Source organism: Microbacterium sp. NPDC091662 (assembly GCF_044756705.1).
In the GTDB taxonomy this organism is placed as follows: Bacteria; Actinomycetota; Actinomycetes; order Actinomycetales; family Microbacteriaceae; genus Microbacterium.
The window spans coordinates 2,300,818-2,312,352 of the sequence record NZ_JBIVTM010000001.1 but is presented as its reverse complement, the minus strand read 5'-3'; the positions used below and the strand labels follow the sequence as shown (position 1 = coordinate 2,312,352).

Here is an 11,535-nt window from a genome sequence, read left to right as displayed (position 1 = left end):
CATCTGGTGCATGGCCGACAGGACGAGCCACCCTCCGAGCGCGGTCGCCACAGAGAGTTCGCCAATCGATGGTCGCGTCATGCGATTCGCCGTTCGACGACCTGCGTGAGTACCCAGTCGATAGCTTCGTTCACTGCCCGGGAATACTGTTCATCGAAGAGGACAGTGGCATGCGAGGCGCCTTCGACTCTGAATCGCTGACTCTTCGAGCTGCCATGCAGAATTCTCTCCTCGAATGTGTTTTGTAGCGAGTGCTCGTGTGCGGACACATCGCTAGATACCACCGCAACAGGTCGTTGCTCGACATCAGGGAACAATGCCGACCCCAGCCACTGGGAGCCAGCGCTCCTCGACTCGCGGTAGGCGTTCATCCAATACCGTGGGGGCGTCATCATCTCGACAGCCCGTGTCCGCGCTGCCGCACTTAGATTCGAAAAGTCCGCGGTCTCGGCGGCCGTGGGAGCCTGGCCGAACACGGCGCGCACGGTACGAACGGCCAGCGATTGATTGAGGCGTAGGTACTGGAAGTCCTGGTCGACGCCGGGCGCGAATTGAGATGGTGGCGACGGATCGACTAGCACCATGCCCACAACCCGTGAGCCGAGCGCGTTCGCGTGTGCGCGGACAAGCAGGCCACCGATGGAGTGCCCGATGGCCACCACAGGGACTCCGTCCAGCAGGTGTGGCCGAAGCCGTTCCAATACGCTGCGATAGTCCATTCGGCGGTACGCGGCATCGAACAGCGAAGGTGCGCCACGGTCTCTGTTGACGACAGCAACATCGTTGGGAAGTCGGCGCTCCACCCAAGTCCAGGAGTATGGCCCTGAAATGGCTCCGCTCTCGAAGAGGAGCAGTACCGGTGGTACTGTCATCGGCGCACTCCCCTCATCTTTTGGCTCATGCGTTCGACGACGTACGCCATCGGAGGCTGCATCGCAGCGAAGCTCCAGAAGAAACGGTTCAGCCCCATGAACCGGGCAATGCTTCCATGCATAGCCAGCAGGCCGAGATGCCAGATTCCCCTGACCCACTTCGGCAGGAGCAGTTGCAACGGGACGGCCGTCTCTCCGACGATGACGCCCCATGCGGCGGCCCTCTCGAAGGCCGGGTAGGCGCGGAAGAACCGATAGACACGGCCCTCGCCGTACGAAGAAGTGCGCATGACCCCACTCATCGCTTCTCCTGCCCGCCATACCGGGGAGATCGCTTTCACGTACCCAGATGCGAAGTACGACAACAGGGCCTGAGCGCCGAGGAATTCCACTGCCAACTTCTCCGTCCTGCTACTGGGCGCTGCGAATGCCGCGATCAACTGTGCGGCGTCCTGCACGACGAGAGCGTGGTCCGAGCCATCCCGTCCGAGCCCGGCAGTCCGAGTGTGCTGATAGATGTGCGCTGCCAACTGCATGACACGAGTTGTCCGACCGATCACCGACTTCGGATCAGCGAGCAGAAGCACAACCCCTGAGGCGAGTTTCGTAGCGCTGATGGTGCGCTCTGCCTGAGAGGAGAATAGAAGCGCGCCGACGCGGCCGCGCAGTAGTTTCGGAGCAATCAGGCGTGCAAGGCGCCACTGGAACAGCTCGGATTTCGCATCGATGTGCCCCGGCGCCAGCTCCTCCAACGCGCCTACGATAACGGTGACTTGGCCGAGCCGGTCTGACGCGCGTAAGGTGCGCGTGGAATCCAGCCGAGAGGATTGTCGAGAGCTGATGCGGCACATCGGGGGTCCGTTCATTTGGGCAGATACGTAGCGAAGGGCACGGTGATCGTCCGCATGGCGGCTGCGCGGAGCACATACTCGACCGCGTCTGCGAGTGCCAGCTCTTGCGGGCGCAAAGGTAGGTTCGAGAACGCGTATGAGCCCACGATGAGGTCGCCATCAGCGTCTCGCCGCACGAGAGCACCTGCCCTGTGCCCAGGTAATTCACCGAGTTTCCCGATGACCTCAGTGGCGCCATAGACAGGGATGCGCGGTAGGTACTTGAACAGCCGTTCGTGGTCTTTGTGGCGAGCCACGAACTGTGCGGCAGACGTGAGTGTGGTGACTGGGGCGGTATGAGTGTTCCACCCGGCCGCCGCACCCGCCGGTGTCACCGGTTGGTTGAGGTGTCGCCACTTGCCGTCCACGCCCCGGAACGCATCGATGAACTGTGTGCTCATCCGAGGAGGAAGCTCGGTTGCGATCTCTGCGTCCGGCGTGCGGCTGACAACGGCGTCTGCCAAGGCATCTACAGCCGCGTTCGAACTGTGGTGCAACGCGTAGACCAGCAGCCTGCTCACGCTAAGTGTTCCTGACGAGGGGCCGCTCGCATAGATGCCGTCAGCCAGGAGCGCACGTTCGTGAGCTCCTGCATCGGTCCCCGCAAGAAAGTGTGATTGTACGTCGATAAAAGGAATGGGCGCGGTAAGGAAGTCGATGTGAGTTTCAACGTGTTCAGCCACGGCGGCGAGTACGCAGATCTTCTGCGCAGAGGCCAACACCCGGTGGGTGCCAGCCTCTACCGCCCATGTCTCGCCGGATGATTCGCCGTGGAGCGACGCCTGGCTTCGGTGCTCATGCAACCAGGCGATGGCTTCCGCTCTGAGGTCGGTCACTCTCAGCGAACGCCGGCGTCACGCCGAACGGTCCTCGTGCATCGAGATCAACTCTTCGAGCGAGGGTGCCTCACCCTTCTCCGCCGTGATGCCGCTGGCGAGTTTATCCGCGCCGCCAGCGGTGAATCCTGACACCCACTGCAACGCAAAGGTCGTGAGCGTGATGAGTGTGGGGGTCCCCATCACCAATGCGTTGCCCTCTGCGATGGGCTGGAACCCGTCACCGAGGAGCTTCACCTCACTTGCGCGCCGTTCGAGCCGCTCCGCAATTTCTTTCGTCATGGTTATGCTCCCTTCACAAATGAGCCCGCGGTTTCGGGGCTTATCCGAATGCTATGGAAGCGACATGAGTCGACCCAACGAATTGGTACTTCCTTGTCACGGATTCCCCGATTTCGTTGCCGCGAGCGATCGGCGAAATTGCGAAGTTGGCCGCTGGTCGAGGGCTACGCCCGGCTACGCCCTTTGCGAGGCCGGTCCATCCACATCGATCTCAGCGATTCGGCGGCCCGAGATGCGGCGTCACCGAGTGGGTTGTCTGTGATCATGTACGTCCACGTCGCGGAGGGCCTGCGAGCCCGGATGGTCGCGACGGCGGCTTCGAGATCGAACTCGCCTGTGGAATACAACGCCTGCCGAGTTTCGTCATACGCCCGCTCGAAGAATTCTTCAAACTCCACCAGCGCGATGCGGTGGAACTCGTCGAGAGGGTCCTGACCACCGAGGGCGCGGAGGTGGATGCCATCGCGAGTCGCTTGCAGCGATGCCAGGTGCTCGCACCAGAGATCGTCCAGGCTAAAGGCCGCGAGTTCGCGGAGCGCTCTGCTCTTTGCCGCGTCGGAGCGGTCAAGGGGAAGATCTGGCAATCGTGTCCACAGAAAGTCGTCCGAGTGAGTGACAGCAAAGCGTTCCCGTAGAACGGCAGAACGTTGCATCGCTATGGCGCGGTTGTAGCCCCACGTCGCACGATGCTGGTCCGCGCGGACGGCCTCGGCGATGTCCTGGGCGGTGTCAAGAATGCGTTCTTTTGCCCGGCGGGTGAGGCGCTCGGGGTACTCGATCTGAGCGCGTATGGAGCGCGTCGCGGTTGTTGTGATGAGCTCGTCCCGCAAGCTTGCAATGCGCACAGAGGTTCCAGGATCGCCTTGACGGCCTGCACGCCCGCGGAGCTGGGCGTCGAGACGTCGGGACGGATAGAGCCCGACTTGGATGACGACAAGGCCGCCACGCCGGGTGATGTCGCCGCGACCTCCTCCGTCGACACCACCGAGGACTATGTCGGTGCCACGCCCTGACATTTGAGTCGAGATGGTGATGGCGTCGAGCTCTCCGGCGCGGGCGATCGTCAGAGCCTCTGCCGCATCGTTCTTCGCATTCAAGACCCGCACGTCGTGACCTCGTTCGGTCAGAAGCTTGGCGAGTGTCTCGGACTCGGCAATGCTCTGAGTGCCCACCAGAACTGGCTGACCTCGTGAGTGGTGCTGCTGAACGGCCTCGGAGACCGCATCGAGCACTCCTGCCTCAGAGTTCATGATGACGTCAGGTTCATCGACTCGCGCCTGCGGAAGTCGGCGTTCCACGCGCCCGGAGCGGAGCGCATAGAATTCCAGGAGCTCCTCGGCAACTGGGACTACGGTCCCGCTCATGCCTGCAAGCGTTTGATACTGCGTCACAAGATCTTGGATCGTGATCATGTCCAACACAACGCCGGGGCCGCTCGTCTCCAGGCCCTCTTTGGCCTCTACCGCGGAGTGCATGCCATCCGGCCACCGCTGACCCTCCGTAATGCGGCCACGCGTCGTGTTCACAAGCCGTAGCACATCATTCTCAATGACGTAGTCGACATCGCGTTGCATCAGCACTTGCGCGTGCAGTGCGAGGTTCAGGCCGGTGAGTGTCGGGATGTGCTCAGGTGCATACAGGTTCACGCCGCCGAGCTCCGCCTCCAACGCGTCAAGCGCGCCATCAGTGAACGTGACGGTCGATCCATCCTGGTCGACGACATAGTCAGAGCCTTCTGTAAGGCTTCGCACCAGAAGTGCGGCCTTTGAGGGTTCAGCGACCTCCGATTGAGCGTTACCTGCGAGCACCAAGGGAACGATGGCCTCGTCAATCATGACGGCGTCGGCCTCGTCGACGATGGCCACATCCATCGCTGGGGCAACGCGGTCTTCGTCAACGATGCAGAACCGGTCTCGGAGGATGTCGTAGCCGATCTCGCTGACGCTTGCGTAAATGACGTCTGATCTGTAAGCGGCACGCCTCTCATCGGTCGTGCTCGCTTCAGAGACTGCGGCCACGGTGAGTCCTAGCGACCTGTACAGCGGGCCCATCCATTCAGCATCACGTCGTGCAAGGTAGTCGTTGACGGAAATCACGTGAACAGAGCGGCCCTGGAGAGCGTAGGCCGCGGCCGCCAAGGCGCCGGCAAGGGTCTTCCCCTCCCCGGTGTCCATCTCCACCGCGCATCCCTCCAGCATCGCTGCCGCTGCGAGAATCTGATGCCTGAAAGGCATCACGCCCAAAGAGCGTTCCGATGCTTGAACTCCCGCTGACAACAGATCAGCGGGAGTCGACGCTTTTCCCCGAGCTATCTCGACGAGGGTGGCAGTGGAGAGGCCTCGGCGTCTCTCGTGATTCGACAACACGTGATCGACAACGGGCTCTAGTAGAACGAACGATGTCGATCCGGGCATCCTTAATGCACGCCGCGCCCAGTTCGGTACCTGCATCCTCACTCCCATCTGACGCCAGTGCGGAATGCGTCCAGACTATGCGCGGAGTGCGTCGTCGTCTCAGCCTGTGCTCAGCCTTCGGAAATGCTGCGTCAATCCCGCCAGTGTTAGACGCCGATTTGGGGTCTCCGCGTCGACGTCGCCAGGTCGGACGCGCGTGAGCGGCGAGCGGCTGCGAGTTCACTCTGAGACCTGGGCAGGGGGACTCCGCCGCGTGAGTTCGGACAACTTGACGCATTGGCTACGAATCTCCCGACTTCCCATCCCGAGAAGGCGTCGCAGGTGCTCGCGCATCGTTCCCGGATCTACGAATCCTGCCCGTCTTGCGACCTCGGGCGCCGGGAGGCCGCGGTCGTTGAGGAGCAACGTGATCGCTGCTGACGTGCGGACACGGCTGATGATCTCCGACGGGCTTTCGTGGCCGACAAAACTCCGGTACAGCTGTCGGACCGAGAGGTGAAGCTCCTCGGCGACCGAACTGACACTGCACTGAGGCTCACGGAATCTCTTCTGGATGACGGCAAGTGCGGCTGCTCGACGTGCTTCATCGCGTCGATCTCGAGCCGAACTCGTCGCCATCGTGCTCTGCCCGCCGAGCCGTGCATCATCGGGCGTCGACATCGCTCACCCGAGTATGACCGTCGGTTCCATCATCGGAGCTAGAAGTGACCGTTTGGTCAAGCGCCCGGAGCATGGGTCCGTCGAGGTGCAGGACCGTAAGTACACGCATGAGTGTGCTTAGTTTCGGGTCCGAAAAATGGCCTATCTCAGAAGTGCCAAGCTCCAGCTGGCGATAGGTCGGAATTGAGCAACCAACTATGGCTGCTGCTTCTTCCTGTGTGAGGTTCTCCGAATTGCGATATGCCTTCAGCGCTCTCGCAACGATAACCATGACACGTGACGGCATTGCTCACATCCCCCCAAGGCTGCTTGGCTCTCACCCAAGCAGGCATTGGAAGGTAAGTCCAGAAAGTGCACTTTCTAATCGCCGAGTAACGCTCGTAGGGGAGCTGGCATGTGCAGCAGCTCCGCGCAGCGTCCGCTCCTATCCATTGATCTGATCGCCTGTGATCAGCGCGTGTGACATCTTCGGCGGGATCGTCGTGGAGCGCATCCGTTGAGCCTCGTCTGAGAACTCTCGGCGCCTTCGCGCCCCACTCAGGGGATCGGTACAGCCCGATCCGCACCGAGCCGCTTCATCACCATGGTCGAGGTGAGTCGCTGCACACCGGGCAGGGTGCCGAGCGTGTTGTCGTAGAGCTCCTGATACGCGCTCATGTCGCGGGTGAGGATGCGCAGCATGTAGTCGGGGTCGCCGAACAGGCGCTGGGCCTCGACCACGGCGGGGATCGCCACGACGGCCTCCTCGAACGCCACGATCGTGTCCTTGTCGGTGCGTCCGATCGTCACGAACACGATGGCCTCGAATGTGAGGCCGACGGCTGCGGGCGCGACGACCGCGCGGTATCGCTCGATCGCTCCGGACTGCTCCAATTCCTTGAGTCGGCGATGGCACGCGGACAGGCTCAACCCGACCTGGGAGGCGAGGTGGGTCGCGCTCATCCGGCCGTCATCCTGCAGTAGCGAGAGGATCTCCCGGTCAAGTGCGTCCATGGCGACAATTCTTGCAGGTGAAGGGCGCGATCACCCGAAGAATCGGAGCACCTTTCGCGTGATCCTTCGTAGTCTCTTCCTCGGATTGAGGAGGACCGATGGATATCGCTCTGGTCATGCAGTTCTGGGTGGTCGCCGTGATGCTGGCGCTGACCCCCGGCGCGGACTGGGCGTACGCGATCTCCGCAGGCCTGCGCGCCCGATCGATCGCGCCGTCCATCCTCGGGATGATCGCCGGATACACCGTCGTGATCGTCGCCGTCGCGCTCGGTCTCGGTGCGCTGGTCACCGCATATCCGGTCACCCTCACGACCCTCACCGTGGTCGGTGCGCTCTACCTGATCTTCCTCGGCGCGACGACTCTGGCCAGTCGCCCGGCTCCCCTCGCGGAGAGCGGCGAGCCGATCGCCACCGGGGGGTGGGGGCAGTTCCTGCGCGGATCCGGTGTGAGCGGCATCAACCCGAAGGGGCTCCTGCTGCTGCTCGCCCTCCTCCCGCAGTTCACGAGCCCGCACGGCTGGCCGTCGACGGCGCAGATGCTCGCCCTCGGCGGGTTGCACCTGCTCAACATCGCGATCGTGTACACGACCGTCGGGCTGCTCGCTCGTCGACTGCTGCGTACCCGGCCGCGTGCGAGTTCTGTGGTCACGCGGATCGCCGGCATCGCCATGACCGTCATCGGGGTGGGAATCCTCGCGGAGCAGATCATCGAGTGGCTGTGATCATCTCCCCTAATTCCCCGGTGGATACCGTCGGCGGCCCCGCTCTCCCGAGGTAGCGTCGAAGGGCGGACGATGATCGGCGGGAGATGAGGACTGCGTGACTTCCATGGTGCGGACGACCACGGCGCTGCGGCTGCTGCTGCCGGCGTTCCTGCTCGGTGCGATCATCGCGATCTCGTTCCTCGAGGCGCCGCTGAAGTTCATGGCTCCCGGCGTCACGATCCCGATCGGGCTCGGCATCGGGAGGCTCGTGTTCACGGCGCTGAACGTGCTCGCCGGCGTCGTCCTGGTCCTGCTCACGGCCGTGAGCGTGCGGGCGAAGGCGGGGCGAACGCCCCTGGTGATCCTCGGCGTGATCTGGGTGGTCTTCCTCGTCGAGGTCGCCGTCATCCGACCCATGCTCAACCAGCGCAGCGACCTGGTGATCGCGGGGTCGGAGGCGCCGGGGACCAGCGGGGCGCACTACGCGTACATCGCCGCAGACGTGGCGATCATCGGACTCCTCGTCGCACTGATCGTCGTCACCGTGCGGCGCGTTCTGCCTGCGGAAGACCGCTAGGTCGAACGGTCAGGGGCGGACGCGCACCGTGCGACCCTCGAACGACACCAGGTCTCCGTCGTGAAGCTGGCGTCCGCGTCGACGATCCACCTCGCCGTTCACGGTCACGTACCCGTCGATGATGACCTCTTTGGCGTCGCCGCCCGAGTCGAGGAGGCCGGCGAACTTGAGGAACTGCCCGAGGCGGATAACCTCACCGCCGATGGAGATGTCGTCGATCGGTGCGGAGTTCGTCATCCTTGAATGCTAATCGGCTTCGGGGCCGTCCGGATGCGACGATGCCGCCGACCCCGGGGTGGGGCGGCGGCATCGTCGTCTCGGGCGTCTCGGGTCCACCCGACAGGACGGGGATCGGTGGATCGCTCAGTCGATGTCGGTACCGACGATCGCGAAGTCGGCGCTGAAGTCGATGTCGATCGAGCGGTTGTCCGAAGTGAGCACCGAGGCGTCGTAGGGGCTCACGTCGTCGCCGTCGACATCGAGGTCGGTGATCATGCCCTCGGCCTCGGCGAGTGCCGCGGAGACCAGGGAGCGGATCGCCTCGTCGTCGAGGGTGAGCGCCGGGCCGGTGTCGTCGCCGTCAGCCGCATCGGTCGAGATGACGGATGCCGCGAGGGCTTCGTCGACGCGGACCTCGGTCTCATCACCCGCGGTCGTCGTCAGCTGCACCTCCCAGGTGCCGTCGCGCTTCGCGTCGATCGAGGTGACCTCGCCGTCGGCGGCTCCGCGTGCGGCATCCGCGATCGCGATGAGTTCGTCGGCGGACGCCGTGCCGATGCCGGTCACCGGGCCGCGGCCGTTCGAGGGGGCGTCGCCTCGGTCGTCGTCACCGGCGTCGTCGCGCTGGCCGTGGTCATCTGCGTCGTCGTGGCGGGGACCGTCGGACATCGAGGAGCGGTCGTCGTCGCCGAACTCGTCGCCGATCGCCGCTCCGATCGCGACGCCACCGCCCGCCAGGACCACTGCTGCCGCGATGCCGCCGCCGATGAGGAGTGCGCGCTTGCGCCCGGGTTTCGGTGTGGACGCCGCGGGGGCCGCGACCGGCTCCGCGGCGGGGAACGTCGGGTGCTGACCGGCGCCGGGGGTCGGGGCTGTCGCATCCGGGGTCGGGGTCGGGGCCACCGGCACGGTCTGCGCATCCGGGGTGCCCTGTGCGGTCTGGTCGCGAGTGGGCGTCTGGTCGGGAGTCGGCGTCTGGTCGGGAGTGGGTGTCTTGTCGTCCATGTCTCGATGGTGCCGCGCAGGCGCTGAAGCCTCCCTGAAGCGTCCTGAAGACCTCTTCAGGAACCGGAGTTCCGGCTGGTCACGCGCCGAGGGGGAGGGTGAGGACGAAGCGCGCGCCGCCCCAGCGGGAGTCATCGACCGTGAGGGCTCCGCGGCTGCGGGTGGCGATGCCGCGGGCGATCGCGAGTCCGAGGCCGCTGCCCCCGGCGTCGCGGCTGCGGGCTTCGTCGAGGCGCACGAAGCGCTCGAAGATCCGTTCCCGCTCCTCGGCCGGCACCCCGGTTCCGTCGTCTTCGACCGTGACGAACACGTGTCCGTCCGAGGAGGTCACGCCGATCGCAATGCGTCCTCGGCTGTGGCGCACGGCGTTGTCGGCGAGATTGCGCACCAGCTGGCCGAGCAGTCGCGGGTCGCCGTGCACGCGCGCTGCGCGGATGCCGGAGCCGTCGACGTCGATGCCCGCCGCGCGAAGCCGGCGCACCTCTCCGAGCGCGATGTCGTCGAGGTCGACGGCCTCGTGGTGCGTGCTCGCGCCTTCGTCGAGGCGGGCGAGTAGCAGCAGCGACTCCACGATCCCCTGCAGGCGCAGCCCTTCCTCCGACACGACCTCCGCGAGCTCGCCGATGCTCGTCACATCGGGGTGAGCCTGGGCGAGCTCGGCGTGCTGGCGGATCGTCGCCAGCGGAGAGCGCAGTTCGTGCGAGGCGTCCGACACGAAGCGCCGCTGCGCGGTGGCCGCGGCGTCGAGCCGGTCGAGCATGCCGTTCATGGTGGTCGCGAGCGCGGCGATCTCATCCGCGGTCTCGGGCACCGGTACGCGCTGGTGGAGCCGCTCGGCGGTGATGCCGTCGACCTCTTCGCGGATGCGTTCGACCGGGCGGAGGGCGCGCCCCACGACGAGCCAGGTGGTCACGGCCACGAGCAGCAGCAGCAGCGGGACCGCGATGGCGAGAAGCGTCGCCACCGTCGCCAGGGTCTCGGCGTCATCGTCCATCGAGACCGCGAGCACGAGCGTCTGGTCGTCGTCGAGGTCTTCCGAGACGACGACGAAGGTCTCGCCGTCCACGGTGGTCGTCTGCGGATCGTCGTCGACCGGGAGGGGCGTCGTCCCGAGCTTCTCTCTGGCGTCTTCGCTGGCGGCGCGGACCGATCCGTCCGATCCGATGAGCTGCAGGATCTCGTCGTCGAGCGCGTCCACTCCCTTGCCGCCGGGGCCGCCGGCGCGTTCGGAGAGCTCGTCGAGGCGCTGCTCCGCCGCGCGCTCGGTGCTGTCGTGGATGCTGGCGCTGAGCACGCCGTAGAAGGAGAAGGCTCCGATCAGGAGGGCGACGGCGACGACGACGGTCGCGCCGAGCGTGGTCCTGCCGCGCACCGAGCGCCAGCCGCGGCTAGCCACCGTCGGCCGCCAGCCGGTAGCCCGCACCGCGGATGGTCTCGATGGCCTCGCGTCCGAAAGGCTTGTCGAGCTTGCGGCGCAGGTGTCCTACGTAGACCTCGACGATGTTCGGATCGCCGTCGAAGTCGTCGTCCCAGACGCCGTCGATGAGGGTGCGCTTCGACAGCACCTGACCGCGATGGCGCATCAGGTACTCGAGCACCGAGAACTCCCGGGCGGTCAGGGTCACGGGAGTCTCTCCGCGCCAGACGCGGTGGGCGGCCGGGTCGAGCCGCAGGTCGCCCGCTTCGAGGATCGCCGGACGGGCGACGGCCCCGCGGCGCACGAGGGCGCGCAGCCGTGCGACGAGGATTGCGAACGAGAACGGCTTGGTGACGTAGTCGTCGGCCCCGGTCTCGAGCGCCTCGACCTGATCCCATTCGCCGTCCTTCGCGGTGAGCATCAGCACGGGCGTCCAGTTCTCCTCGGCCCTGAGCGCCTCGCACACCTTCCACCCGCTCATGCCGGGCATCATCAGGTCGAGCACGATCGCGTCGTACCGTGTTTCGCGTGCGCGCCAGAGTCCGTCGACCCCGTTGTGCGCGACGTCGACGGCGAAGCCCTCGGCCTCGAGCCCGCGACGCACGCCCTCGGCGAGGCGCACCTCGTCGTCCACCACCAGGATCCGCATTCCTCCAGTGTGGCCGG

Annotated in this window: 14 protein-coding genes; 2 read left to right on the top strand and 12 right to left on the bottom strand. The window is 65.3% G+C overall.

What is annotated here, in order from left to right; translation table 11 throughout:
• Window positions 1-77: 77 nt before the first annotated feature.
• The 8 genes from ACIQLD_RS11315 to ACIQLD_RS11280 form a co-directional block, all read right to left on the bottom strand.
• Window positions 78-872, bottom strand: coding sequence for an alpha/beta hydrolase (locus ACIQLD_RS11315; protein WP_402608089.1), 795 nt, complete (start codon window positions 870-872; stop codon window positions 78-80).
• Window positions 869-1,624 carry a hypothetical protein gene (locus tag ACIQLD_RS11310; protein ID WP_402608088.1) on the bottom strand — a complete coding sequence of 252 codons (756 nt, stop codon included), beginning with the start codon at window positions 1,622-1,624 and terminating at the stop codon, window positions 869-871. Before ACIQLD_RS11310 ends, ACIQLD_RS11315 begins: the two co-directional genes overlap by 4 nt.
• A gap of 110 nt (window positions 1,625-1,734) precedes the next feature.
• The gene (locus ACIQLD_RS11305; RefSeq protein WP_402608087.1) at window positions 1,735-2,598 is read right to left on the bottom strand and encodes a hypothetical protein; all 864 of its coding nucleotides are present in this window, start codon (window positions 2,596-2,598) and stop codon (window positions 1,735-1,737) included.
• Between the two features lie 18 nt (window positions 2,599-2,616).
• Window positions 2,617-2,880, bottom strand: coding sequence for a hypothetical protein (locus ACIQLD_RS11300; RefSeq protein WP_402608086.1), 264 nt, complete (start codon window positions 2,878-2,880; stop codon window positions 2,617-2,619).
• 164 nt (window positions 2,881-3,044) lie between these two features.
• The gene (gene secA2 / locus ACIQLD_RS11295) at window positions 3,045-5,294 is read right to left on the bottom strand and encodes an accessory Sec system translocase SecA2 (protein WP_402608545.1); all 2,250 of its coding nucleotides are present in this window, start codon (window positions 5,292-5,294) and stop codon (window positions 3,045-3,047) included.
• A 219-nt stretch (window positions 5,295-5,513) separates the two neighbouring features.
• Window positions 5,514-5,912 (bottom strand): helix-turn-helix domain-containing protein, encoded by a 399-nt coding sequence (locus ACIQLD_RS11290; protein WP_402608543.1) that lies wholly within the window; start codon window positions 5,910-5,912, stop codon window positions 5,514-5,516.
• 25 nt (window positions 5,913-5,937) lie between these two features.
• Window positions 5,938-6,225 (bottom strand): helix-turn-helix transcriptional regulator, encoded by a 288-nt coding sequence (locus ACIQLD_RS11285; protein WP_402608541.1) that lies wholly within the window; start codon window positions 6,223-6,225, stop codon window positions 5,938-5,940.
• A 266-nt stretch (window positions 6,226-6,491) separates the two neighbouring features.
• Window positions 6,492-6,947 (bottom strand): Lrp/AsnC family transcriptional regulator, encoded by a 456-nt coding sequence (locus ACIQLD_RS11280; protein ID WP_402608085.1) that lies wholly within the window; start codon window positions 6,945-6,947, stop codon window positions 6,492-6,494.
• A 98-nt stretch (window positions 6,948-7,045) separates the two neighbouring features.
• On the opposite strand from ACIQLD_RS11280, the gene ACIQLD_RS11275 reads away from it, so the two are divergent.
• Window positions 7,046-7,669 carry a LysE family translocator gene (locus ACIQLD_RS11275; RefSeq protein WP_402608084.1) on the top strand — a complete coding sequence of 208 codons (624 nt, stop codon included), beginning with the start codon at window positions 7,046-7,048 and terminating at the stop codon, window positions 7,667-7,669.
• 106 nt (window positions 7,670-7,775) lie between these two features.
• On the top strand, window positions 7,776-8,228 hold the full coding sequence (locus ACIQLD_RS11270) for a hypothetical protein (protein ID WP_402608539.1): 453 nt from the start codon (window positions 7,776-7,778) through the stop codon (window positions 8,226-8,228).
• Between the two features lie 9 nt (window positions 8,229-8,237).
• On the opposite strand, the gene ACIQLD_RS11265 is transcribed toward ACIQLD_RS11270, so the two are convergent.
• From ACIQLD_RS11265 to ACIQLD_RS11250, 4 genes are all read right to left on the bottom strand, one after another.
• Window positions 8,238-8,465, bottom strand: coding sequence for an RNA-binding S4 domain-containing protein (locus tag ACIQLD_RS11265; RefSeq protein ID WP_402608083.1), 228 nt, complete (start codon window positions 8,463-8,465; stop codon window positions 8,238-8,240).
• A 126-nt stretch (window positions 8,466-8,591) separates the two neighbouring features.
• Entirely contained in the window at window positions 8,592-9,452 is an 861-nt protein-coding gene (locus ACIQLD_RS11260) for a hypothetical protein (RefSeq protein WP_402608082.1), read from the bottom strand.
• A gap of 79 nt (window positions 9,453-9,531) precedes the next feature.
• Window positions 9,532-10,848: a sensor histidine kinase gene (locus tag ACIQLD_RS11255; RefSeq protein WP_402608081.1), complete on the bottom strand. Its 1,317-nt coding sequence runs from the start codon at window positions 10,846-10,848 to the stop codon at window positions 9,532-9,534.
• Entirely contained in the window at window positions 10,841-11,518 is a 678-nt protein-coding gene (locus tag ACIQLD_RS11250) for a response regulator transcription factor (protein ID WP_402608080.1), read from the bottom strand. The genes ACIQLD_RS11255 and ACIQLD_RS11250 overlap by 8 nt, the downstream gene beginning before the upstream one ends.
• Window positions 11,519-11,535 lie beyond the last annotated feature (17 nt).

Coding starts and splice junctions, on each gene's coding strand:
- ACIQLD_RS11315 (WP_402608089.1), bottom strand. CDS start 872: ATGACAGTACCACCGGTACTGCTCCTCTTCGAGAGCGGAGCCATTTCA.
- ACIQLD_RS11300 (WP_402608086.1), bottom strand. CDS start 2,880: ATGACGAAAGAAATTGCGGAGCGGCTCGAACGGCGCGCAAGTGAGGTG.
- secA2 (WP_402608545.1), bottom strand. CDS start 5,294: ATGCCCGGATCGACATCGTTCGTTCTACTAGAGCCCGTTGTCGATCAC.
- ACIQLD_RS11290 (WP_402608543.1), bottom strand. CDS start 5,912: ATGGCGACGAGTTCGGCTCGAGATCGACGCGATGAAGCACGTCGAGCA.
- ACIQLD_RS11285 (WP_402608541.1), bottom strand. CDS start 6,225: ATGGTTATCGTTGCGAGAGCGCTGAAGGCATATCGCAATTCGGAGAAC.
- ACIQLD_RS11280 (WP_402608085.1), bottom strand. CDS start 6,947: ATGGACGCACTTGACCGGGAGATCCTCTCGCTACTGCAGGATGACGGC.
- ACIQLD_RS11275 (WP_402608084.1), top strand. CDS start 7,046: ATGGATATCGCTCTGGTCATGCAGTTCTGGGTGGTCGCCGTGATGCTG.
- ACIQLD_RS11270 (WP_402608539.1), top strand. CDS start 7,776: ATGGTGCGGACGACCACGGCGCTGCGGCTGCTGCTGCCGGCGTTCCTG.
- ACIQLD_RS11265 (WP_402608083.1), bottom strand. CDS start 8,465: ATGACGAACTCCGCACCGATCGACGACATCTCCATCGGCGGTGAGGTT.
- ACIQLD_RS11260 (WP_402608082.1), bottom strand. CDS start 9,452: ATGGACGACAAGACACCCACTCCCGACCAGACGCCGACTCCCGACCAG.
- ACIQLD_RS11250 (WP_402608080.1), bottom strand. CDS start 11,518: ATGCGGATCCTGGTGGTGGACGACGAGGTGCGCCTCGCCGAGGGCGTG.